Annotated in this window: 17 protein-coding genes; 11 read left to right on the top strand and 6 right to left on the bottom strand. The window is 70.7% G+C overall.

Going from position 1 to position 23,292, the window contains the following annotated elements:
• Positions 1-486 precede the first annotated feature (486 nt).
• Entirely contained in the window at positions 487-900 is a 414-nt protein-coding gene (locus AB0F72_RS04385) for a hypothetical protein (protein ID WP_360424936.1), read from the bottom strand.
• 619 nt (positions 901-1,519) lie between these two features.
• Between AB0F72_RS04385 and AB0F72_RS04380 the strand changes: the two genes are divergently transcribed.
• From AB0F72_RS04380 to AB0F72_RS04370, 3 genes are all read left to right on the top strand, one after another.
• Positions 1,520-3,172 carry a DUF3152 domain-containing protein gene (locus tag AB0F72_RS04380; RefSeq protein ID WP_360424933.1) on the top strand — a complete coding sequence of 551 codons (1,653 nt, stop codon included), beginning with the start codon at positions 1,520-1,522 and terminating at the stop codon, positions 3,170-3,172.
• A 119-nt stretch (positions 3,173-3,291) separates the two neighbouring features.
• The gene (moeZ, locus tag AB0F72_RS04375; RefSeq protein WP_360424930.1) at positions 3,292-4,473 is read left to right on the top strand and encodes an adenylyltransferase/sulfurtransferase MoeZ; all 1,182 of its coding nucleotides are present in this window, start codon (positions 3,292-3,294) and stop codon (positions 4,471-4,473) included.
• A 96-nt stretch (positions 4,474-4,569) separates the two neighbouring features.
• The gene (locus tag AB0F72_RS04370; RefSeq protein WP_360424927.1) at positions 4,570-5,373 is read left to right on the top strand and encodes a squalene--hopene cyclase; all 804 of its coding nucleotides are present in this window, start codon (positions 4,570-4,572) and stop codon (positions 5,371-5,373) included.
• A 95-nt stretch (positions 5,374-5,468) separates the two neighbouring features.
• Here the strand turns inward: AB0F72_RS04370 and AB0F72_RS04365 are convergent, their stop codons facing one another.
• Both AB0F72_RS04365 and proB read right to left on the bottom strand, forming a co-directional pair.
• Positions 5,469-6,710 carry a glutamate-5-semialdehyde dehydrogenase gene (locus AB0F72_RS04365; RefSeq protein WP_360424924.1) on the bottom strand — a complete coding sequence of 414 codons (1,242 nt, stop codon included), beginning with the start codon at positions 6,708-6,710 and terminating at the stop codon, positions 5,469-5,471.
• A gap of 28 nt (positions 6,711-6,738) precedes the next feature.
• The gene (proB, locus tag AB0F72_RS04360; RefSeq protein WP_360424921.1) at positions 6,739-7,851 is read right to left on the bottom strand and encodes a glutamate 5-kinase; all 1,113 of its coding nucleotides are present in this window, start codon (positions 7,849-7,851) and stop codon (positions 6,739-6,741) included.
• A gap of 62 nt (positions 7,852-7,913) precedes the next feature.
• On the opposite strand from proB, the gene AB0F72_RS04355 reads away from it, so the two are divergent.
• Both AB0F72_RS04355 and AB0F72_RS04350 read left to right on the top strand, forming a co-directional pair.
• Positions 7,914-8,216 (top strand): MGMT family protein, encoded by a 303-nt coding sequence (locus tag AB0F72_RS04355; protein ID WP_360424918.1) that lies wholly within the window; start codon positions 7,914-7,916, stop codon positions 8,214-8,216.
• A 40-nt stretch (positions 8,217-8,256) separates the two neighbouring features.
• Positions 8,257-9,102, top strand: a complete 846-nt coding sequence (locus AB0F72_RS04350) for an SAM-dependent methyltransferase (protein WP_360424915.1) — start codon at positions 8,257-8,259, stop codon at positions 9,100-9,102.
• On the opposite strand, the gene AB0F72_RS04345 is transcribed toward AB0F72_RS04350, so the two are convergent.
• Positions 9,063-9,743 carry a TetR/AcrR family transcriptional regulator gene (locus AB0F72_RS04345; RefSeq protein WP_360424912.1) on the bottom strand — a complete coding sequence of 227 codons (681 nt, stop codon included), beginning with the start codon at positions 9,741-9,743 and terminating at the stop codon, positions 9,063-9,065. The two genes, AB0F72_RS04350 and AB0F72_RS04345, sit on opposite strands and share 40 nt — an antisense overlap.
• 102 nt (positions 9,744-9,845) lie before the next feature.
• Between AB0F72_RS04345 and AB0F72_RS04340 the strand changes: the two genes are divergently transcribed.
• Together AB0F72_RS04340 and AB0F72_RS04335 are read left to right on the top strand one after the other, a co-directional pair.
• Complete coding sequence (locus tag AB0F72_RS04340; protein ID WP_360424909.1) at positions 9,846-10,775, top strand: NAD-dependent epimerase/dehydratase family protein; 930 nt, start codon at positions 9,846-9,848, stop codon at positions 10,773-10,775.
• Between the two features lie 195 nt (positions 10,776-10,970).
• Positions 10,971-16,379: a fibronectin type III domain-containing protein gene (locus AB0F72_RS04335; RefSeq protein ID WP_360424906.1), complete on the top strand. Its 5,409-nt coding sequence runs from the start codon at positions 10,971-10,973 to the stop codon at positions 16,377-16,379.
• A 71-nt stretch (positions 16,380-16,450) separates the two neighbouring features.
• On the opposite strand, the gene AB0F72_RS04330 is transcribed toward AB0F72_RS04335, so the two are convergent.
• The gene (locus AB0F72_RS04330; RefSeq protein WP_360424903.1) at positions 16,451-17,842 is read right to left on the bottom strand and encodes a gamma-glutamyltransferase; all 1,392 of its coding nucleotides are present in this window, start codon (positions 17,840-17,842) and stop codon (positions 16,451-16,453) included.
• Positions 17,843-17,890: 48 nt separating this feature from the next.
• Between AB0F72_RS04330 and AB0F72_RS04325 the strand changes: the two genes are divergently transcribed.
• The 4 genes from AB0F72_RS04325 to AB0F72_RS04310 are packed head-to-tail and all read left to right on the top strand — an operon-like array spanning position 17,891 to position 22,362.
• Positions 17,891-19,231, top strand: coding sequence for an MFS transporter (locus AB0F72_RS04325; protein WP_360424901.1), 1,341 nt, complete (start codon positions 17,891-17,893; stop codon positions 19,229-19,231).
• Positions 19,228-20,646, top strand: a complete 1,419-nt coding sequence (locus tag AB0F72_RS04320; RefSeq protein ID WP_360424899.1) for an aminotransferase class V-fold PLP-dependent enzyme — start codon at positions 19,228-19,230, stop codon at positions 20,644-20,646. Before AB0F72_RS04325 ends, AB0F72_RS04320 begins: the two co-directional genes overlap by 4 nt.
• Positions 20,647-20,681: 35 nt before the next feature.
• Positions 20,682-21,827, top strand: coding sequence for a Fic family protein (locus AB0F72_RS04315; RefSeq protein ID WP_360424896.1), 1,146 nt, complete (start codon positions 20,682-20,684; stop codon positions 21,825-21,827).
• 4 nt (positions 21,828-21,831) lie between these two features.
• Positions 21,832-22,362, top strand: coding sequence for an NADH-quinone oxidoreductase subunit B family protein (locus tag AB0F72_RS04310; RefSeq protein WP_360424893.1), 531 nt, complete (start codon positions 21,832-21,834; stop codon positions 22,360-22,362).
• Here AB0F72_RS04310 and hemC read toward each other — a convergent pair.
• Positions 22,359-23,288 carry a hydroxymethylbilane synthase gene (hemC, locus tag AB0F72_RS04305; protein ID WP_360424890.1) on the bottom strand — a complete coding sequence of 310 codons (930 nt, stop codon included), beginning with the start codon at positions 23,286-23,288 and terminating at the stop codon, positions 22,359-22,361. The two genes, AB0F72_RS04310 and hemC, sit on opposite strands and share 4 nt — an antisense overlap.
• Between the last annotated feature and the right edge of the window lie 4 nt (positions 23,289-23,292).

The following is a 23,292-nucleotide window of genomic DNA, read 5'->3' as shown; positions in this document are numbered from 1 at the left end:
GACCGTCCCGGATCTTCCGGACGGAAACGCGAAAGTCCTGTGACAAGCGGCGAGTCGTGGCACGCTGGCGGTTGCTATGGCAAACGCGACAAATAGCCCCGCTGAGCCCGGTGCTTCCTTCGCCGGGCGTTCCGTCGAGCGTTCCCGAGCCGAGGCCGCGCTGATGGCCGGTCTGCCACCGGTGCGGGTAGGAGCACACCGCGCCGCCGACCCGGAACCAGACGAGACAACACCGCTGCACGCCGAGGCGAACGAGGCGTTTGGTCGTAGCCGAACGCTTGCTGCCACGTCAACATCCGGCCGGGCCGTGGTGACCGCGTCTGCCGAGCCCGCACGCCGGGGCGGGAAGCATGCTGCCGAGCAGGATCCGGAAGACGAGACGACAGAAGTCGCGAATCCTTCAAAGTCGACAGCCGCGAAGTCGACCACAAAGAAATCAACTGCAGTCAACTCGTCCACCACGACGTCTGTACCCGTCAAGTCAACTCAAGCCGACCCGTCGACAGCGAACTCAACACCCGTCAAGTCAACTGCAGTCAAGACGTCGGCGGTCAAGTCAGCCCCGGTCAAACCAGCCGCCCTCAAGTCCACCGCCCTCAAGTCCACCGCCGTCAAGTCGAGTGCCGCGAAATCGGCAACCGGCAAATCAACAGCGGCTAAGTCCCTGCCGGTCAAGTCGACGGCCGTCAAGGCGTCTGCTGCGGTGAAGTCGACTCCGGTCAAGGCGCGTGCTGCGGTCAAGGCTTCTGCTGCGGTGAAGGCGTCTGCTGCCGTCAAGTCGACGGCCGTCAAGGCGTCTTCTGCTGTCAGGTCGTCCGCCGTCAAATCGACGTCGAGCCGTCCGCCTGCTGACGAGCAGCCGACCGGCAAGACGTCCAGCCGGGCCGCGCGCAAGACCACCTCGGCGACTCAACCCGAACCCACGCCGCCACCCGCGAAGAGCATGCGGCGCACGTCCACGAACAGCGTCAAGAACAGCGCGTCGAGTGCCACCGCGGAACAGGCGGTCGCGGAGCCGAAGGCGACTTCGCGAGCGAAGAAGCAAGCCGACAGCACGAAAGCCGCAAACCGAGCAGCTCTCGCGGGCCGCGGTGCCGGACCGGCCAAAGCCGTTCCGGAGAACCGGGCCACACCGGCACGCGTGCGATCCGTAGAAGCTGCACTGGAAGCCCGGTCGGGCGCTTCCACAAAGACGAACCGGTCGACCCGCGCCGCCGCGAGTACTCGTGCGCTTCCTAACCGGAAGGACGCTGTCCTATCCGAGCACGCTCAACCGGAGCACACTCCATCCGAGCGCACCGGAGCTGAGCGCACCGGACCCGAGCACACCGGACCCGAGCGCACCGAGATGACGCGGGGAATCCTGGAGCTTGCGGCCGAGCGCTTGGCCGCCTCCCGCCCCAGCCAACCCGTCATCGCCCGCGCGCCCGAAGCGCCGGCATCTCCGCCCGCGCCGGCATCGGCCACGCGGACGTCCACTCCGTCGCGGACGCCTACGTCATCGCTGAAGACCACGTCTGTGCCCACGCCGTCTCTGGAGTCCACGCCCGCCTCGCTGACGCCCGCGTCCGCTGCGATGCCGGGGGCGGCCGACTCCGCTGTCGAGGCTCGGCCGGACGCACAACCGGAACAAGCCACCAACTGGGGGCATGAGACCCAGGCGGTCGAGGAGCACTACGAGCACAGCCGACCGGCGAGGGGTCTCCCGGCAAGCCTCCGGCTCCCAGCCGAGCTGCCCGCCAATCTGTACATTCCGCCCACCCGCGAGGAGACCGCCACCCGCGAGGAGACAGGCACCCTGGCGGAGACGCCCACCCTCCAGGAGACAGCCACCGGAGCGGAGACAGCCACCCGCGCCGAGGCGTCTGTGTGGGAAGGGACGCCCATCTGGGGAGAAGCGCCAACCCACAACCACCCCGATGCGGAAACCCTGCCCGAGGCAGCGACACGCCAAGCGACCCCCACCCACGTCGAGCCGCAGCAACACGACACCCCAGAAACCCACAGCACAGCGCCGGCCCACAGCATCGCCCCGGACGACGCCTGGGCCTACCCCCCGGAAACCCACGACTCAACCCCGGAGGACACGACAGCCGAGCGCTTGTACCTATCCGACCCGGACCAGCCACACCCCGGGCACCGCCCGGCCACAGACACCGACGACTACGACCGCCACCCCCACCATGACGACCACGACGACGGCTTCCTGCCAGCCGCCTTCGCCCGCGACGCCAACCGAACCGCCGCCAACCGAACCGCCGCCAACCAAACAGCCGCCAACCAAACAGCCGCCAACCGAACCGCCGACGGCGAACCCGCCGACTACGACCCCGACCCCGACGCGACGGCTCGGTACGGCGCGCCGGACGCCGGAACGCGACGGACCATTCGCCGACGACGGCGGACGGTGCTCCTCGCGTACCTCATGGTGGTTGCCGGGGTTTTGATCGTGGGTCATGAGCTCCGCAGTCAGGACAAGCCGCTCCCGCCCGAACCGGCAGGCCTCGGCGAAGGCGCAGGCGTGCAGACCCCGGCCCCGGCACCGACGCAGGGCATCGTGCCGAACGATGTGCGGGCGCAAGCGCCGGTCGAGGAGGAGGCGGCAGGCCAAGGAGCAGGGGAGTTCCGGTACGCGAAGTCGCGCGGCCCGATGCTCGGGACCGGCGGGAAGCTGCACCGTTTCCGGGTGGCCGTGGAGAAGACCGTGGACGGCACGGCGCCGGCCGCGTTCGCCGAGATGATCGATCGGACCCTCGGTGACGAGCGGAGCTGGGTCAACGACGGGCGGTTGCGGCTGCGGCGGGTGCCGAGCGCCGGCAACGCGGACTTCACGATCTATCTGGCGTCGGCGGGCACGTCGGAGAAGATGTGCGCCACCGGCGGCCTGCACACCGATGGTTTCACCTCGTGCCGGGTCCCCGGGCAGGTGATCATCAACGTCGACAGGTGGACGGACGCGATCCCGGAGTACGCGGAGCACGTCGACGAGTACCGGCGGTACGCGATCAACCACGAGGTCGGGCACGAACTGGGCCACGGGCACGAGGCGTGTCCGGGCGAGGGGGAGAAGGCGCCGGTGATGATGCCGCAGACGTACGGCCTGAAGGGTTGCACCCGCAACGCCTGGCCCTATCTCGACGGCAAACGGTACTCGGGTGAGCCGGCCGCCTGATTATTCCGCGATCCCGCATGTCGGGCCCGTGTCCCTCGTCATGGGCGTGTTGCGTCGCGACGAGCAACAATGGTCGGCGTTCCGTAACACCGAATCCACCGAACCCCGGGGAGTGAACTGTGGCTCTGCCCCCGCTCGTCGAGCCGGCCGCTGAGCTGAGCGTCGATGAGATCCGCCGCTATTCGCGACACCTGATCATCCCCGATGTCGGGATGGACGGGCAGAAGCGGCTGAAGAACGCGAAGGTCCTCGCGGTCGGCGCGGGTGGCCTCGGCTCGCCGGCGCTGCTCTACCTGGCCGCGGCCGGCGTGGGCACGCTCGGCATCATCGACTTCGACACGGTCGACGAGTCCAACCTCCAGCGTCAGGTGATCCACGGCGTCTCCGACGTCGGCACGCCCAAGGCGGAGTCGGCGGCGCGGAGCATCGCCGAGATCAACCCGCTGGTCAACGTGGTCATTCACAACACCGCGCTGGACCGGGACAACGTCAAAGAGATCTTCAGCCAGTACGACTTGATCGTCGACGGCACCGACAACTTCGCGACGCGTTACATGGTCAACGACGCCGCGGTGCTGCTCGGCAAGCCGTACGTCTGGGGTTCGATCTATCGCTTCGACGGCCAGGCCTCGGTCTTCTGGGAGGAGCACGGTCCCTGCTACCGCTGCCTCTACCCGGAGCCGCCGCCGCCCGGCATGGTTCCGAGCTGTGCCGAGGGCGGCGTCCTCGGTGTGCTCTGCGCGTCGATCGGCTCGATCCAGGTCAACGAGGCGATCAAGCTGATCACCGGCATCGGTGAGCCGCTGGTCGGCCGCCTGATGGTCTACGACGCCCTGGAGATGGAGTACCGCAAGATCAAGGTCCGGAAGGACCCGAACTGCGTGCTCTGCGGGGAGAACCCGACGCTCACCGACCTGATGGACGACTACGAGGACTTCTGCGGCGCGGTCTCGGTCGAGGCGCAGGAGGCCACCTTCAACGCGACCATCACGGCCCGTGAGCTCAAGGACTGGCAGGACTCCGGCAAGGACATCTTCCTGGTCGACGTCCGCGAGCCGGCCGAGTGGGAGATCAACCGGATCCCCGGCGCGGTCCTGATCCCCAAGGGCGAGATCCTTTCGGGTACGGCGTTGTCGCAGTTCCCGCAGGACAAGCAGATCGTGCTGCACTGCAAGTCCGGTGTCCGCTCGGCGGAGGCGCTGGCCGCGCTGAAGGCGGCCGGTTTCAAGGACGCGGTGCACGTGCAGGGCGGCATCGTGTCCTGGGTCAACACGGTCGACCCGTCGTTGCCGGCGTACTGATGACTGTCACTCTAGGGGGTTGGCGTGGCAACTCCCTAGAGTCACTCATACCGATCGGCACAGCGAAACTCAGGAGTGGACGGTAGCGTCACCACAGTGGTCGATATAGATGCCGCTATCGGGTACGTGGTCGCACACGGTGACCCGGTCGAGCGTGCCCGCCTGTCGTACCTCCGGACCGGTCAGCCGGCGCCGGAGGACGTCGTCGACCGCATCGCGGCGGGGCAGATGCCGGAGGGTGGCTGGTCCGCATCCGCCGAGGGCGGGGTCCCGTCGATCGACGCCACCTGTTTCCGCCTGGCCGAGCTGGACGACCTGGGCAGCCTGCGCGGCCCGGTGGTCGAGCGCGCGCTGAACTGGCTGGCCGTGGCCCAGCGCGGCGACGGCACCTGGCAGGAGCACGAGTCGCTGGCCGAGCAGGCCCCGCCGTGGGCGATGCCCGGTGACCCGGAGGCGACCCTCTACCTCACGTCGGTGGCCGGTTTCTGGCTGACCGCGGCCGCGGTGGAGGCCGACCCCTATCAGACCCGCTCGCCGTACGGTGACACGCTCGCCCGCGCCGCCGGCTGGGTGGTGTCGCAGCTGAACCCGGACGGCACCTGGCCGTCGTTCCTGGCGGTCGGCTGGCACGCCGCGGGTCTGCTGCACCAGCGCCAGTTCTACTACGAGTCGGCGCGGGTGCAGCAGGTGCTCGGCGAGCGGCTTCCGGACATGGCCCCGGCGGACGTGGCGGCGATGGCGGCCGCGCTGCGCCGGGTCAATCTCGGTGACGACTGGCTGCTCCAGAGCGCCCGCAAGCGACTGGCCGAGACCCAGCGCATCGACGGTGGCTGGGACAGCAACGAGGGCCCACTCTTCGACGTCAACATCACCCTGACGGCCCTGCGAGCCTGCCGCTAACCCTCGCTGCCTCCCGCAGCCCCCGCGGAGGCCGCGATCTCCCAACGCTGCTCGTCGGCGAATCGCCAAGATCGGAAATCTGGGGGCGGGGGCGGTCAGCGGGTGTGGCCGTTGCCGGTCACCACGTACTTCGTCGACGTCAGTTCCGGCAGCCCCATCGGCCCCCGGGCGTGCAGCTTCTGCGTGCTGATGCCGATCTCCGCCCCGAACCCGAACTCCCCGCCGTCGGTGAACCGGGTCGACGCGTTGACCATCACGGCCGCCGCGTCCACCCCGGCCACGAACCGCCGGGTGGCCGTGACGGACTCGCTCACGATCGCCTCGGTGTGGCCGGTGCCGTACTGGCGGATGTGGTCCAGCGCGTCCTCCAGGGAGTCGACGACCGCCACCGAGATGTCGGCGGAGAGGTACTCGGTGCCCCAGTCCTCCTGGGTCGCGGCGATCACGTCGTCGCTGTAGCCGGCGACCCGCGCGTCACCGTGCACTGTCACGCCCTTGAGCGCGAGCTCCTCCAGCACCAGCGGCAGGAACGAGTCGGCGATCTCGGCGTGCACGAGCAGGGACTCCGCGGTGTTGCAGGTGGAGAGTCGCTGGGTCTTCGAGTTCACGGTGACCGCGAGCGCCTTCTCCAGGTCGGCGGCGGCGTCCACGTAGACGTGGCAGTTGCCCACCCCGGTCTCGATCACCGGAACCGTGGACTGCTCGACCACCGTCTTGATCAGCGAGGCGCCACCGCGCGGGATCAGCACGTCGACCAGGCCACGAGCGCGCATCAGCTCTTTCACCGAGTCGCGGGTGGTGGCGTCCAGCAGCTGGATCGCGTTGGCCGGCAGGCCCGCGTCGGTGACCGCCTTGCGCAGCACGGAGACGATCGCGGCGTTCGAGGAGAAGGCCGAGCCGGAGCCGCGCAGCAGTGCCGCGTTGCCGGATTTGAGGCAGATGCCGGCGGCGTCGGCTGTCACGTTCGGCCGCCCCTCGTAGATCATCCCGACCACGCCGAACGGCACCCGGACCTGCCGCAGCTCCAGCCCGTTCGCCAGCGTGGAGCCGCGCACCACGTCACCGATCGGGTCGGGCAGCGCGGCGAGCTGGCGCAGCCCGTCGGCCATCGCGAGGACCCGCTCCGGCGTCAGCGTCAGCCGGTCGATCATCGCCTCGCCGATGCCGTTCTCCCGGCCGTTCGCGACGTCCACGGCGTTCGCCGCGACGATGTCGTCGGTGCGCTCCACCAGGCGGTCGGCCATCAGCAGCAGCGCCCGGTCCTTCTCGGCGCGGGTCGCCGCAGCGAGATCGATGGCCGCGACCCGGGCGGCAGCCGCCTGCTCCAGCACACTCATGGCAAACTCCTCAGAAAATCAACGATGGCTACAGCAGCACCAGGTCGTCGCGGTGCACGACCTCTCGTTCATAGCCCGGACCGAGTGCCGCGGCCAACTCCGGAGTGGACCGCCCGAGCAGCGCCGGCAGCTCCACCGCGTCGTAGTTGACGAGACCGCGGGCGACGGGCGTGCCGGACCCGGCGTCGACCAGGTCGACCGGGTCGCCGGCCGCGAACGACCCGTCCACCGCGGTGATGCCGGCCGGCAGCAGCGATTTGCGGCGGGCCACGACCGCGGCGACCGCCCCGGCGTCCAGGTGCAGCCGGCCGCGCGGGGTGGTGGCGTGTGCCAGCCAGAACAGCCGGGCCGCCGGCCGGGAGGGCGCCGCCTCGAACAGCGTGCCGACATCCTCGCCGGCCAGCGCCGGGCCGGCCAGGGGCGCGGCGGTGAGCACCACCGGGATGCCGAACCCGGTGGCGATCCGGGCCGCCTCCACCTTGGTCACCATGCCGCCGGTGCCGACGCCGGAGCGCCCCGGCGTCGCGATGTCGATGCCGGACAGGTGCGACTCGTCGGCGACCAGGCCGATGCGGCGCGAGGACGGATCGGACGGGTTGCCGGTGTAGAGGGCGTCCACATCGGAGAGCAGCACCAGCAGGTCGGCGTCGGCGAGCGCGGCGACAAGCGCGGCCAGCCGGTCGTTGTCACCGAACCGGATCTCCTCGGTGGCGACGGTGTCGTTCTCGTTGACGATCGGCAGCGCGCCCAGGTCGAGCAGTTTCCGCAGGGTCCGGTACGCGTTGCGGTAGTGCGCCCGCCGGGTCACGTCGTCGACGGTGAGCAGCACCTGCCCGACGGTCAGCCCGTGCCGCGCGAAACCAGCGGTGTACCGCCCGATCAGCAGGCCCTGGCCCACCGAGGCCGCGGCCTGCTGGGTGGCGAGGTCACGCGGTCGCCGGCTCAGCTGCAGCGGGGCCAGGCCGGCGGCGATCGCGCCGCTGGAGACCAGGACCACCTCACGGCCGGCCGTGGCCAGCCCGCCGAGGACGTCGACGAGGGCGTCCATCCGCTTGTCGTCGATGCCGCCCGCCGCGGTGGTCAGCGAGGACGACCCCACCTTCACCACGATCCGGCGCGCACCGGTCACCACATCCCGCACTCGGCCCATTCTGCAAGGCGGGCCGCTGTCGATCGCGGTCAGATCCCATATGGTGGCGATTGATGACACCCGAGGAGTACGTCGAACACGTCCTGACGATGGTGGAGGCCATCCCGGAGGGGCGGGTCATGTCGTACGGCGCGATCGCCGACGCCCTGGCCGAGCGCTCCGGCCGCAACTCGCCGCGCCAGGTCGGCACGATCATGGCCCGGCACGGTGGCGGCGTGCCGTGGCATCGGGTGGTGAGCAGCAGCGGCCGGCTCCCACCGGGGCACGAGCGGGAGGCGCGCGCCCGGCTGCTGGCGGAGGGCGTGCCGATGCGCGGCGAGCGGGTCCAGATGACAAAAGCAGGGTGGATGCCCTGATGAAGAGAAGCCGGGTGGACGCCCAGATGATGGAAGCCGGGTGGACGCTCTGATGCGCAACGGTGAGCCGAGCCGGACGGCGTGGAGCGCCGCGCGCTATCGAGCCGCGCACCAGCTGATCGAGGAGGGGTCGATCTTCCGGGACCCTCTCGCCGTACGAATCCTGAATGAACCGCGAGCGGATCTCCTGGCGGACGCACCGCGGGCGGCGATGCGGCTGTTCATCGCGGCGCGGACGCGTTTCGCCGAGGACGCGATCGGGGCGGCCGTCACGCGCGGGGTGCGCGAGCTGGTGATCCTCGGCGCGGGACTGGACACGTTCGCCTACCGCAACCCGCACCCGCAGTTGCGGGTGACCGAAGTCGATCACCCGGACACGCAGGCCTGGAAGCGTGAGCGGCTGGCCGAGACCGGCATCGCGGTGCCGGGGAACGTCCGCTACGCCGGCGTGGATTTCGAGCATGAGTCACTGAACGTGGCCCTCGACGGTCCGGCGTTCTTCCTCTGGCTGGGCGTGGTGCCGTACCTGACCGGCGAGGGCTTCGCCGAGACACTCTCCTTCGTGGCTGCGGCCGAGGGCAACGAGGTGGTCTTCGACTACGCGCAGTCGCCGGAGCGGATGTCACCTGACCGCCGGGCCGCCCTGGAGGCGCGGGCCGCGCGGGTGGCCAAGCTCGGCGAACCGTGGCTGACCTACTTCGAGCCCGACGAAATCGATGCTGAGCTGCGCGGACATGGCTTCACCGCGATCGAGGACCTGGGTCCGTCGGCGCTCGCGGCGCGTTATTTCGGCCGCCCGGACGTGCCACCGCAGACGCCCGGCGGGCACGTCCTGCACGCGCGGCGTCAGACCAGGCCGGCCAGCGACGCGGCTGACCGCATCTGATACTCGAAGAACCCGCGCCGGTCGTCGTCGATCGAGTTGTTGAGCTGGCCGAACAGCTCGGCGCTGATCGCGCCGCAGAGCTGGAAGAACGCGGAGAGGGTGTCGGCGACGACGCGCGGCGGCAGGCCCGGCATGAACGAGGCCGCGATCGGCTCCAGCTCGCGTGCGAAACCTCCGCTCAGCGGTTCCCGCTCGCGGACAAGACCGTTCCGGTACGCCTCGCCGAGCGTCGCACCGAGCAGGAGCAGGACCCGGGTCGCCGGCCCGACGGTGTCCTGCGGCGCCTGGTAGCCGGGGACCGGGCTGCCGTAGATCAGCGCCCACTGGTGCGGGTTGGCGAGAGCCCAGTCCCGCATCGCGTGGCAGGCCGCGAGCCACTTCTCCAGCGGCGTCGTCCCGGCCGCGGCGGCCCGCTCGGCGGCGTCGCCGACCTCGTTGTACGCGTCGATGATCAGCGCGGTCAGCAGGTCGTCACGGCTGGCGAAGTAGCGGTACACCGCTGACGAGGCCATCTGCAGGTCACGGGCGACCCCGCGCAGTGACAGGTTCGCGCCGTCGGTGGCGAGGTGGCGGCGGGCCACCGTCTTGATCTCTTCGGTCATCTCGGCCCGAACCCGGGCCCGCAGGTTCGCGGCACTCATGGGGAGTCAGTGTGCCACAACGAGAGCAGTGCTCTTGAATTTGAGCGATACTTGTGCGACTGTCGTTCTCGACAGAGAGCAGTGCTCACAAAGGAGATCGCCATGGCACAGCACGTCGTCGTCGGTTCGGGGCCGATCGGGTCGAAGGTCGCTTCTCTCCTCGCTGACCAGGGGGAAAGCGTCAGGGTCGTCACCCGGAGCGGCCGCGGCCCGGAGCACCCGCTGATCGAGCGGGTGGCCGCCGACGCCGCCGACGCCCGCCGCCTCACCGAGCTGACCGACGGCGCCGAGATCCTCTACAACTGTGCCAATCCGAAGTACACCGAGTGGGAGAAACTCTGGTTTCCGATGAACGACGCGATGCTCGCCGCGGCGAAGGCGGCCGGCGCGGTCTACGCGATCACCGGGAATCTGTACGGTTACGGCCCCCAGCCCGGCGGCCGGATGACCGAGAACACCCCGCCCGCCGCGACCGGCCGCAAGGGCCGCATCCGTAACCGGATGTGGCAGGACGCCCTGGACAGCGGGGTGCGCACGGTCGAGGTCCGGGGCTCGGACTACGTCGGCGCCGGTACGGCCGGGATCTTCTCCACCGTCCTGCTGCCGGCCATCCGGAAGGGCCGCGCGGCCTGGGGCCCGGCGAACGTGGACCTGCCGCACACCTTCACCTACACCGGCGACATGGCCCGTGCCCTGATCACTCTCGCCCGCGACGACCGGGCGTACGGGAAGGGCTGGCACGTCCCCTCGCCCGCTCCGATCACCATCCGTCAGATGGCCGCGCGCTACTGCGAGCTCACCGGCCAGCCGCAGCTGAAGATCCACAGCCTGCCGAGATTCGTGATGCGTACGGCCGGGCTGGTCGTCCCGATCGCCCGGGAGGTGGCCGAGATGGATTACCAGTTCTACGCGCCGTTCGTGATGGACAGCTCGCTGACCGAGCGCACCTTCGGTCTGAGCGCGACCGACCTGGACGTGGCGTTGCGGGAGACCGCGGATGCCGCTGAGGAAACCGCCGCCCGGACGATGTGACGCCCGTTTAGTCCCCGATTTGAGCATTTTTCAGGACAGCACTGGCTACGTTGTGGTTGACGACCATGCCCGGGGCGACGCCCCGGGCGTCGAACCACGGGGGTGGCAGCAGTGCGAACAGCGGGGCCGGGTCGCCGGCGAAGTCTTTCCAGATGGATGGTGGGGGCGGCGGCATCAATACTCGCCGTCGCGGCGGTGGTGACCGCACTCCCGGCGGCGGCCCTGGCGGTCCAGTTGAACCAGCCCACCAACGTGCAGGTGACGCCGGGACGGCGCGCCATCTCGGTCACCTGGGACGCGCCACCGGACGACCCGGAGACCGACGAGGACGTCGTTCACCACTACATCGCGACCACGACCCCGGGCAACGTGACGTGTGTGACCGCCGACGCTTCGCGGGCCTGCACGATCCAGGGCCTGGTGGCGAACACGCAGTACACGGTCGCGGTGGTGGCCTGTCCGACCGCCGACAACTACCTGGACTGTTCGGAGCCGAGCGACAGCTCCGCGACAGTGCTGACCGGCCCCCCGGCGGTGCCGACGTCACCGGCGGCCACCTTCACCGGCAACGGCCGTGAGGTGCAGATCTCCTGGACCCAGCCGGGCATCACCACCGGGATCGAGACGTTCCGGGTGACGCCGACACCGGCCGTCTCCGGCGCCACCGGCACCTGCGTCGCGGACCTGCCGGACTCCGCCACGAGCTGCACGCTCGGGAACCTGGTGACCGGCACGTCGTACACCTTCAAGGTCGCGGCCGTGGGCGTCGGCGCCACCGGCACCACCGCGCTGAGCGCGGCCACCAACGCGATCGTGCCCGGTCCGCCGGACGCGCCGCCGGCCGCGCCGACCGTGGCCTACCAGGCGGACGACACGGTCCGGCTCACCTGGAGCGCCCCGAGCGGCGGAACCCCGGTCGGCTCGTACACGGTGACGTCGACCCCGTCCGACACGTCCGCGAACTGCACCAACGTGAGTGCGACCACCTGCGACTTCGACGGCCTCGACCCGGCCACCGAGTACACGTTCACGGTCCGGGCCAACGGCGCCGGGGCGAACGGCGGCAGCGGTCCGTCGGCCGCGACGCCGGCCTCCGCGGCGATCACCCCGGGCGCGCCCGCGGCGATGCTGAAACCGGCTGTCTCGCTGACCGGCTCGGGTCAGGTCACCGTCGACTGGGAAGCCCCCGTCGGCGCCGCCACACCGATCGACTACACGGTGGTGTCCGACCCGGCCGAGCAGGCGCCGGCCGGCTGCGACGCCACCGCCAACACGGACTGCGTCTTCGACAACCTGGATCCCGCCACGGAGTACACCTTCACGGTGGTCGCCCGTGCCTCCGGCGCGTCGTCGACGTCACCGGTCAGCGACCCGGTGATTCCGGGACCTCCGGACGCTCCGGCGAAACCGAATGTCGTGATCACCGACGTCGGCGAGGTGACGGTCACCTGGTCCGCTCCGGGCGGCGGCACGGTCGACGGATACTCGGTCTCCTCGGACCAGGGCGGACCGGTCGGTGACTGCCAGGAAATCGACGCGCTGGAGTGCGTCGTGACCGGGCTGGACGACCAGACCACGTACACGTTCACGGTGACCGCGGCGAACGCCGCCGGGCCGAACGCCTCGGACCCGAGCGACCCGGTGATCCCGGGCGCCCCGCTCGCGCCGGCCGCACCCGCCGTCGAGGCCACCGGCATCGGCGAGCTGACGCTCACCTGGAGCGCCGGTGGCGGTGGCGCGGTGACCGGCTACACGGTCGCCTCCGACCAGGGTGTCGAGATCCCGGCCGAATGCGTCGACACCCTGAACACCACCTGTGTGGTCACCGGTCTCAACGAGGACCTGGCCCACACGTTCACGGTCACCGCCACGAACGTGCTCGATTCGGCGACCTCGTCCTCCAGCTCTCCGGTGATTCCCGGACCGCCGGACGCCCCGGGCGCGCCGACCGTCACCATCGACGGCCCCGGTGCGCTCACCCTCAACTGGGCCACGCCCGGCGGCGGCCCGGTCGACACCTACACGGTCACCTCGAACGCCGCGCCGATCCCGGCGGAGTGCGACGACGACCCGGTGACCACGTGCAGCTTCACCGGGCTGAGCGAGTCGACCGCCTACACCTTCACGGTCATCGCGAACGGCGATGTCGGCGCGCCCGCGGAATCGGCGGCGACCGACCCGGTGATCGCCGGTCCGCCGGCCGAGCCGGCGAAACCGACCGTCGAGGTGACCGCCGAGGGCCAGCTCACCATCCGCTGGGCCGAGCCCGGCGGCGGCGAGGTGCTCAGCTACACGGTCAACTCGGACGACGGCATCGACCCCGGCTGTACCGCGACTCAGGCACTCGAGTGCGTGGTCAGCGGCCTCGATCCGGGCACGGAGTACGACTTCACCGTGACGGCGACGGCCGCCTGGGGCGTCTCGCCGACCTCGCCGGCCACCGACCCAGTGACGCCCGGCGCGCCGGACGTCCCGCTGCCGCCGACCGTGGAGGTCACCGGCACCGGTGCGGTCGACGTCTCCTGGCTGCGGCCGGGCGGCGGCGCGGTGACCTCGTACCTGCTGATCGCCGACCCGGTCGTGGATCTGCCCGACTCGTGCATCGACACCACGAACCTGACCTGCTCCATCACCGGCCTGGACCCGGCGACTCCGATCGCCTTCCAGATCGCGGCGGAGAACCCGGTCGACACCTCGACGTCCATCCTCAGCGCGGAGGTCATCCCCGGACCGCCGGACACCCCGGCCGCTCCGAGCGTCCTGGTGAACGGTTCCGGCTCGGTGCAGGTGAGCTGGGCGACGCCCAGCGGCGCCGAGACCACGAGCTACACGGTCGCGTCCGACCCGGCGGTGGCCGCGCCGTTCGGTTGCACGGCCACCGCCAGCACGAACTGCACCTACACCGGTCTCGACCCGGCCGTCTCCTACACGTTCACCGTGACGGCGACCGGGCCCGGTGGAGGCTCCCAGGCGTCGGCGGCCAGCCCGGCCGTGATCCCCGGCCCGCCGTCCGCGCCGGACAAACCGGCCATCGCGGTCACCAACACCGGCACCGTCCGGCTGACCTGGACCGAACCGGGCGGCGGCGAGGTCACCGACTACACAGTGCTCTCCGACCAGGGCGTGTCCGTGCCGGCCGAGTGCGTCAACGACGACGTCCTCGAGTGCACGATCATCGGGCTCGATCCGGACACCGGCGTCTCGTTCAAGGTTCAGGCGAACGGCGTGGTCAGCTTCAGCACCTCGGTGTCGAGCGACCTGATCGTGCCGGGCCCGCCCGACCGGCCGGCGGCGCCGCGGGTCAGCCTCTCCACACCCGGCTCGGCCATCGTCTCCTGGGACGCGTCAGCGGGCGGCGGCCCACTCACCGGCTACACGGTCGCCTCCAACCCGGTGGTGTCCGCACCGCTCGGATGCGTGGAGACCAGCGACCTGCAGTGCACCTACACCGGGCTCGACCCGAACACCTCGTACACCTTCACGGTCACCGCCATCGGCCCCGGTGGCGGCGACGAGTCCGACCCGAGCGACGTCGCCATCCCCGGCCCGCCGAACACGCCGGGCACCCCGGTCGTGACGCTCGACAACCCGGGCGAGGCGATCATCGACTGGGACGCCCCGATCGGCGGCGGCTCGGTCGGCGGATACACCGTGACCGCGTCCCCGGCCGCGACCACACCGGCCGCGTGCCTGGACATCACGGCCACGACGTGCGTTTTCGACGGCCTGGACCAGGAGACCGAGTACACCTTCACGGTCACCGCCACCAACGCGATCGACAGCGCCACCTCGGCGGCCAGCAACGCTGTCATTCCCGGGCCGCCGACCGCGCCCGGCCGGCCGCAGATCACCGGCGGGGCGAGCGGCTCGGTGACCCTGAGCTGGACGCCGTCCGGTGGTGGTGAGCTGACCAGCTACTCGGTGACCTCCGACCCGGCCGTCACGCCGCCGGCCGGCTGCACCGCGATCACGGCGACCACCTGCGTCTTCGACGACCTGAGCCCGTACGACGCGTACACCTTCACGGTGACCGCAACGGGACCGCTGGGTGACAGCCCGTCGCAGCCGAGCGTCTCGGTCGTGCCCGGCATGCCGGACACGCCGCACACGCCGACGGCGGTCTCGCTCACGCCCACCAGCGTGCGGGTGACCTGGGAGGCAGGCGAGGAGGGCGCGCCGGAGACCGGTTTCCGGCTCGTCTCCGATCCGCCGGTCACCATCCCGCCCGGCTGCGTGAACGCGCTGGTCTTCACCTGCGACGTCACGGGTCTGACACCGGCGACGGCGTACCGCTTCCGGGTCTATGCCGTCAACAATGCCGGTGAGAGGGTGTCGGAGTTCTCGGAAGAGATCGTCCCGGGCCGTCCCGCCGAGCCCACCCTGGTCCAGCTGGCGCCCGGCGACCGGCAGTTCGCTGTCTCCTGGACCGCGCCTCCGCAGGCCGCCGAGCGGGTCGCCTACTACCGGGCGACGACGACGCCCGAGGGCGGCACCTGCCGTACCGCCGACGCCACCGAGACCGAATGCGTGATCACCGGTCTGCAGAACCTGCGGTGGTACTCCGTCGGGGTGGTGGCCGTCGGCCTCGGCGGTACCGGCGAGTCAACGGCCGGAGAGTCCATGTTCACCCGCCCGTCGGCGGGCACGCCGAGCGCGCCGAGCGGTGTGGGCACCGTCGGCCGGGACGCGAGCGCCCGGGTCACCTGGGCCGCTCCGACGTCCGTCGGCAACGGCATCGCCTTCTTCACGGCGACCGCCACGGCGGTCACCGACCCGGCCGACACGCACTCCTGCGTCACGCCGGACACCACGGCGCTGACCTGCATCATCACCGGCCTGACGAACCTGCGGGAGTACCGGGTCACGGTGGTCAGCGTCGGCAAGGCGGCGAGCGGCAACTCGGCGCCGAGCGCGCCGGTGACAGTGATTCCGAGCTTGGCGCCGGGTGCGCCGACGGACGTCCAGGTCACGCCCGGGGCGCGGAACCTCACGGTGTCGTTCACGCCGGCCGGTGGCGTCAGCGCTACCAGCTTCACCGCCACCGCCACCGGGGGCCCGTCGCCGCTCACCTGCAACGCGGCCGCCTCGGCCACGTCGTGTGTGATCACGGGGGTGACGCCCGGCACCAACTACACGGTGACGGTCTACGCGCACGGGTCGGTCCCCGGCTCGGTCTCCATGAACAGCACACCGGTGGGACCGGTCAAGGGCCTGGTGGCGGCGGCGCCCGCGTTGCCGACCACGCTGCCGACCCCGTACGGGGCGGCGATCAGCTCGGCCGGCACGGCGCTGCGGCTGCAGGGCACCACGACGATCTCCGGTACGGGATACGCCCCGCACACCGGGATCACGGTCGGCATCTACCCGGGCGCGCACCGGCTCGCGACCACGACCAGTGACGCGTCCGGCGCGTTCTCGGTCCCGGTCACGATCACCGGGGTGACAACCGGTACCGGCCGGACCATCCTGGCGGGTGGGCAGAGCTCCACCTCGACCAGCAACAAGTGGCGCACGGTCACCGTGTCGGTCGGCGCCGCGCTGACGCCGCAGGTCAGCCTGCAGCGTTCGGCCGGCCTGCCGGTTCTGACCGGCAAGCGCGACTGACGACAACAGAAAGCCGGCCGGTGGGGGAGACCCCGCCGGCCGGCTGCGTTCCCGAGAAGAACTCCCACGTTCTAAAGAAGAATTCCCACCCCGCCCCGGCGGGGATCGCCGGCCGCACCGGCCCGCCCCACCGCGGTCACCCCGCCGAAGTAGTGGTTCAGCTCCGGCCACTCGACCACCTGCCACCCCGCGTCCGCGAGCGCGGCCAGTTCCTCGGGCGGGCAGCCGGCCTCGGCGTGCACGGTCTCCTCCACCACGTGGTACCGCGGCCGGGCGATCGCCTCGGGCACTGTCAGATCGTCGACGAGCAGGCCGAGCAGCGTGTCCACCAGGGCGGTACGGATCCGCGACGCCCCCGCCGACCCGGCCGCCACGGCCAGCCCGCCATCCGGGGCGATCACCACGAGCGGGCACATGTACGACGCCATCCGCCGCCCCGGCACCAGCTCCTCGGTGAGCAGCTCGCCCTCGCCCAGCATCGAGTTCAGGTTGATGCCGAGCCCGGGCAGCCAGACCCCGGCGCCCAGCCCGAGCGTCGTGGTGACCACGCAGGCGTTCCCCTCGGTGTCCACCACCGACACGTTCGTGGTGTCGCCGAGCCGTTGCGCGCCCCGGTTGCGCAGCGCGGTGGCGACGGCCGCCGCCCGTTTCGGCCGGGACAGGTCGTCCGGCAGCGCCGCGATCGTGTCGATCGTCCGATTCAGGTCGTGCCGGGCGTAGACCCGGTGCCCGGCGAGCATGGCCCGGTCCACTCCGGTCGACACCACCCGGTAGTTCGCCAGGTCGGCCCGGCCGAGCGAGCCGCCGGCGTCCCGGACCGCGTCGACGAGCACGTCCGCGTACGCCCCGGTGTAGAAGACGTCCGGGCCCTGCTCGCCGAGGGTATCCATCGCGGTCGCCAGCCCGGGGTGGAAGAGCAGTTCGTCGCCCTGGAGCAGCCGCCCGCCCGGCTGGTAGAGCTCGGCGCCGGCGCCGTACGCCAGCGCCGGCGCGCACGTCTCCAGCGTGCGGGCGTGCGCGGCCGGGAGCAGCACCCCGGTCCGCGCCAGACCGGCGGCCGGCGCCACCACCTCCGCCCAGGGCAGCCGCCCCCAGCGCCGGTGCACCTCGCCGAGACCGGCCGGCACTCCGGGTACGGCGACGCTCGCCCCGCCGATCGAGTAGGTCTGTGGCAGGCCGCCGAAGAACACGTCGACCGAGACCATCGGCTCGGCCTTGCGGTCGCCGTCGAGGCCGGGCACCGCGACGAAGAAGTCGAGACAGGTGACCTCGCCGGTGTCCGCCTCGAAGTAGGTGGCGAACCCGCCGCCACCCAGTCCGGTGTAGACCGTCTCGGCGACGCAGCACGCCAGAACGGCCGCCACCGCGGCGTCCGCCGCACTGCCTCCGGCCTGCAGGACTCGCACCCCGGTGCGAGCGGTCGCCGGGTGGCTGGCGGCGACCCCGGCCGCAACGCTTGTCATGCGGCGAGCGTAGGCGGCGAGACCGGATCATGGTTACGATGCGCGTCGATGACGACACCCGGTCCCCCTCCCGTGTTACCCCGGACGGGCGTATTACCGCGTGGAGTTTTGGCTGGATATGCGCTGGGCTCGTTGGTCACCGGCGCGTTCGGCACGGTGCCCGGTTTGCTTCTTCTGCCTTATCTGACCGATACCCTGGGCGTGGCGGCCGGTGCGGCCGGCCTGCTCGTGCTGCTGCCGAAGGCGTGGGACGTGGTGGTCAACCCGGTGGCCGGGCGGATCTCCGACCGGCGCGGCTCCCGGCGACCGTTCCTGCTGGTCGCCGGCCTGCTCCTGGGCGTGCTCTTCGCGGCGATCTTCGGGGCGCCGTTCGCCGGCAGCGCGGCCTCCGGCGCCTACGTGGCGGTCGCGTTCCTGGCCGCCGCCACGGCCTACGCGTTCTTCCAGGTTCCCTACGTCGCCATGCCGGCCGAGCTGACCGACGGTTACGCCGAACGCACCCGCCTGATGACCTGGCGGGTCGCGGTCCTGGCGCTGGCGATCCTGGTCTCCGGGGCGCTCGCCCCACTGATCGTCGAGCTCACCGGCGGCGGCCGGGAAGGACACCGGTGGTCCGGCGCCTTCGTCGGCGCACTCATCATCGTCGGCACGCTTGCCACCTTCCTGGGTACGCGTGAAGCGGACTCCCACATCGCCGGTGAATCCGAGCCCAGCCTGCGAGCGCAACTGCGCGTGGCCTCCGGCAACCGGCCGTTCCGCGCGCTGCTGATCTGTTTCGTGGTCCAGGCCGCCGGCATCGGCACGATGCTGGCCGGCGTCAAGTACTTCGCCGACCACGTGCTCTTCCAGTCCTCCGGCGCGACGTTCCTGTTCGCCGCGTTCGTCGGGCCGGCGCTGCTCGTCATGCCGCTCTGGACCGCCGCCGGCCGTCGCTGGGGCAAGCTCCGCTCACTGATCGTGTCGTCGCTGCTGTTCACGGCCGGCGCCCTGCTGCTCCTCGCCGCCCCGGCGCTGCCGCCGGCCGTGGTCTACGGAATCGTCGCGGTGATCGGCGCCGGTTACGCGGGCCAGCAGGTCTTCGCCCTGGCGATGCTGCCGGACTGCATCGCGTACGACACCGAGCGCACCGGACGCCGCCAGGCCGGCGTCTTCACCGGCCTGTGGACCGCGGGGGAGACCTTCGGCCTGGCGCTCGGCCCCGGCATCTTCGCGGCCATGCTGCAGATCTTCGGGTACGCGTCCTCGGCCACCGGCGAGTCCGCGGACCAGAGCGACACGGCCCGCCTCGGCGTGCTGCTCGGTTTCACCGTCATCCCCGCGATCCTGGTCGGCGCCGCGCTGGTGGTGCTCCGCGGGTACCGCGAACTGACCCGAACGGAGGTCCCGTGATCGATGCGCTGCCGGAGAAGGGCGTGCCCGGCGAGCAGGTCCTGGCCGAACTGGAGGAGCTGCGCGGCGCCGATCTGCCGACGCACGGCGGGCGGCTCTTCGCGTACGTCTACGACCCGGACCTTCCCGGTCTGGACGACCTGGCCCGCGCCGCGCACGCGCTCTCGGCCCACGTGAACGGCCTCGACCCGACCGCGTTCCCGTCTCTGCTCGCCATGGAGAACGCGCTGGTCGGGGCGGCGGCCCGGCTGCTCGGCGGCGGTGCCGAGACGGTCGGCAGCGTGACGAGCGGCGGCACCGAGTCGCTGATCCTCGCGGTGAAGACGGCGCGCGACGCGCACCCCGAGATCGCGAAGCCGCGCCTGGTGATCCCGTCCACCGCACACGCGGCGTTCGCCAAGGCCGCGCACTACCTGCGGGTGGAGCTTGACGTCGTACCGGCGAAGGGGTTGGAGGCGGACCCGGAAGCGATGGCCGCGGCAATCGGCCCGGACACCGTCCTGGTCGCGGCCTCCGCGCCCAGTTACGCACATGGCGTCATCGACCCGATCCCGCAGCTCGCCGCGGCCGCTGCCGGGCGTGGTGTCCGGTTCCACGTGGACGCCTGCTTCGGCGGCTGGATCCTGCCGTACCTGCGGCGGCTCGGCGCCGACCTGCCGCCCTTCGACCTGTCCGTGCCCGGCGTCACCAGCATCTCGGTCGACCTGCACAAATACGCCTACGCCCCGAAGGGCGTCTCGGTGCTGCTGCACGCGTCGGAGGAGCTGCGCCGGCCGCAGTACTTCGCCTACGCGGACTGGCCCGGCTACACCATGATCAACCCGGTGATCTCGTCCACCCGGTCAGGTGGCCCGATCGCCGCGGCATTCGCCACTTTGCGCAGCATCGGCGACTCCGGCTATCTCGACCTGGCCGCGCGCACCCGTGAGGCGGTCGCCATCCTGGCCGGAGCCGTCACCGCCGCCGACGGCGTCCGGCTCTACGCGCCGGCCGGGACGAGCGTGGTCTGCCTGGCATCCGACGGCGTCGACCTGTTCGTGCTGGCCGACGAACTGGCCGCGCGAGGCTGGCACACCCAGCCCCAGATGGCGTACGCGGACTTCCCGCCGACCCTCCACCTGACCGTGACGGCCGCGGTCAGCCGGACCGCCGAGGCGTTCGGGCCGGACCTGGCGTCCGCGGTGGCGGCCGCGCAGGCCCAGGGCCCGGTTCAGGTCCCGGAGCTGCCTCCGCTGACCCCGCAGATGATCACCCCGGAGCTGATCGCCGGCTTGGCCGAGGGCCTGGGCCTCGGCGGCGGCGACTTCTCCCGGATGGCAGCGGTCAACACGGTCCTCAACGCGGCCCCGCCGGCCGTGCGGAAGGCCCTCCTGACCGGCTTCCTGAGCCACCTGCAGCGCCCGGGAGTTCAATGACGCAATCATTAATTGATTGCGTGTAGCGTGGAACGATGTTGTACCCATCGCCACGCCTGACGTCGATTGATCAAGACGTGCTGATCGGAATCGACGATATGCGCCAGCGGTTGCGGCACCAGATTCAGAAGAACCCCGCCAAATGGACGCTCGGGTTGCGGAAGTTTCTGACAGCTGATGCCGTGGCGGCATCCAACTCCATCGAGGGTTTCAAGGTTTCGACGGAAGACGTCCAGGACTTGATGGATGGCGAGCGGGATGTCGATGTCTCGGAGGAGAACCGCGAGGAGACCCTCGCCTACCAGCGAATGATGACCTACGTGCAGACCCTGCATGACGCACCCGACTTCACCTACAGCAAGGGTCTGTTGAACGGGCTGCACTGGATGCTGCAAGGGCATCGACATGCCCGCGGCAGATCAGCGGGACAATGGCGCAGGGGGCCGGTCTTCGTCACGAGTGTTCGAAACCCGCGACTGGTCGCCTACACGGCTCCCGAGGCCTCCGATGTGCCGGGGCTGATGAGCGAAGTGGTGGACTGGCTCAACGCCGAAGATGGTCATCATCCGCTGGTTCGGGCCGCCATGGCGCATCTGCACCTCGTCTCCATCCATCCATGGGCGGACGGGAACGGGCGAATGTCTCGCTCGCTCCAAACTTTGATGATCGCGCGTGAGGGCGTCCTCGCCCCGGAGTTCTCCTCGATCGAGGCCTGGCTGGGTGAACCGGGCAACACCTGGGATTACTATCGAGAACTACAACGCCGTGGCACCGTCTATCAGCCGGACCAGGATGTTTCGAGTTGGATCCGCTTCAACCTCACGGCATATCACCAACAGGCTCAAACCGTGCGTGCCCGGGCCGCCCAATCGACGGCCGTGTGGGAGTTGCTCCTGCCCTACGTTCGCGACGCGGGCTTGGACGAACGGATTGCCTCCGCCTTGCACGATGTCGCCATGATCGGGCGGATCCGCCGCGCTCGCTATGAACAGGCCGAAGGGCTGACTCTTCAGCAAGCCCAGCGTGACCTGCGAGACCTTGCTGCGGCTGAGCTCCTGGAGCCGGTCGGCCGGACCCGGGCTCGCTACTACAAGGAAGGCTCTCGCTTTCCTGCCAACGTGTTGGAGGTGGCTCGGGCGACGATGACGCTGACCGCGCCCTATCCGGATGAGTTAGGTTGACCGGATGGCGCTTCCTGGAGTTCTCGGTGAACCCATCCGGTTCGTGTTGAACTGGGGACGCCGCTATTCCCTGTGGGTGTTCAACTTCGGTCTGGCCTGCTGCGCCATCGAGTTCATCGCGTCCAGCATGAGCCGGCACGACTTCATGCGTCTCGGCGTCATCCCGTTCGCGCACGGGCCTCGCCAAGCTGACCTGATGGTCGTCTCCGGCACGGTCACCGACAAGATGGCACCGGCGATCAAGCGGCTCTACGACCAGATGCCCGAGCCGAAGTACGTGATCTCGTTCGGTGCCTGCTCGAACTGCGGCGGACCCTACTGGGACTCGTATTCGGTCACCAAGGGCGTCGACCAGATCATCCCGGTCGACGTTTACGTGCCCGGCTGCCCGCCCCGGCCGGAGGCGCTGCTGCACGGCATCCTGCGTCTCCAGGAGAAGATCGCCGCCGAGCAGTCCGGCGTGGGCGGCGTCTCCCGCCCGGACGCGCTGTCGCTGACGGCGCCCATCGTCCGCCCGCCGGACCGAGCCGGCTAGCGGGTGGCGTCGTCCAGGATCTCGCGGGCGCCCTGGCGTAACAGCGCCGCCGCCACCGAGGTGCCGAGGACGATCGGGTCGGTGGCCCACTCGTGCGCGTCCAGCACCGTCTTCCCGTCGATGCTGATCACCCGGGCGCGCAGCCCGATCCGCCCGTCCGGCTCGGTGCGCGCGTAACCGGCGATCGGCGAGTGGCAGCTTCCCTGCAGGATGTGCAGCATCCACCGCTCGGCCTCGGTCTCCTGCCGGGCCCGTCGGTCGCCGAGTGATTCGGCCAGCTCACGGGCGACGGTGTCGTCGTCGCGGCATTGCAGGACGAGCGTGCCGGAGCCGACCGCGGGCACGAACGTGTCGACGTCGATCGGGTGCGTCATCCGTTGTTCCTGGCCGATCCGGTGCAGGCCGGAGACGGCGAGCAGCAACGCGTCGTAATCCCCGGCGTCGAGTTTCGCGAGGCGGGAGTTGGCGTTGCCGCGAATCGGCACGGCCGTCAGGTGCGGGTGGTGCAGGGCGAGCTGAGCGATCCGCCGGACCGCCGACGTGCCCACCCGGGAGCCGGCCGGGAGCTGGTCGATCCGTGTGCCGCCCGGGTGGATCAGGCAGTCCCGCACGTCGTCGCGAGCCAGGTAGGCGGCGAGAACCGTGCCGGCCGGCGCGGGCCGGTCGCCCGGCACGTCCTTGACGCAGTGCACGGCGAGGTCGACCCGCCCGTCCAGCAACGCCTGGTCGACCTCCTTGGTGAAGGCGCCCTTGCCGCCGAGGTCGGCGAGCGAGCCCTGCCAGCGGTCGCCGCTGGTGGAGAGCGGCAGCACCTCGACCGTGACGTCGGGGTGGCGCTCGGCCAGCATCAGGCGGACCCGTTCCACCTGGGCGAGGGCCATCGGCGAGGATCGTGTTCCGATACGCAGCAGGCGTGAAGCGGACATAGCG

Source organism: Actinoplanes sp. NPDC023936 (assembly GCF_040639325.1).
Lineage (GTDB): Bacteria > Actinomycetota > Actinomycetes > Mycobacteriales > Micromonosporaceae > Actinoplanes.
Note: the sequence above shows the minus strand (reverse complement) of the source record. Positions and strands in the feature narration are given on the sequence as shown.

Excerpts from the sequence above, each read along its gene's own strand:
- AB0F72_RS04345 (WP_360424912.1), bottom strand. The coding sequence starts at position 9,743 with ATGAGTGCCGCGAACCTGCGGGCCCGGGTTCGGGCCGAGATGACCGAA.
- AB0F72_RS04365 (WP_360424924.1), bottom strand. The coding sequence starts at position 6,710 with ATGAGTGTGCTGGAGCAGGCGGCTGCCGCCCGGGTCGCGGCCATCGAT.
- hemC (WP_360424890.1), bottom strand. The coding sequence starts at position 23,288 with ATGTCCGCTTCACGCCTGCTGCGTATCGGAACACGATCCTCGCCGATG.
- AB0F72_RS04330 (WP_360424903.1), bottom strand. The coding sequence starts at position 17,842 with ATGACAAGCGTTGCGGCCGGGGTCGCCGCCAGCCACCCGGCGACCGCT.
- AB0F72_RS04355 (WP_360424918.1), top strand. The coding sequence starts at position 7,914 with ATGACACCCGAGGAGTACGTCGAACACGTCCTGACGATGGTGGAGGCC.
- AB0F72_RS04310 (WP_360424893.1), top strand. The coding sequence starts at position 21,832 with ATGGCGCTTCCTGGAGTTCTCGGTGAACCCATCCGGTTCGTGTTGAAC.
- AB0F72_RS04340 (WP_360424909.1), top strand. The coding sequence starts at position 9,846 with ATGGCACAGCACGTCGTCGTCGGTTCGGGGCCGATCGGGTCGAAGGTC.
- AB0F72_RS04315 (WP_360424896.1), top strand. The coding sequence starts at position 20,682 with ATGTTGTACCCATCGCCACGCCTGACGTCGATTGATCAAGACGTGCTG.
- AB0F72_RS04325 (WP_360424901.1), top strand. The coding sequence starts at position 17,891 with ATGACGACACCCGGTCCCCCTCCCGTGTTACCCCGGACGGGCGTATTA.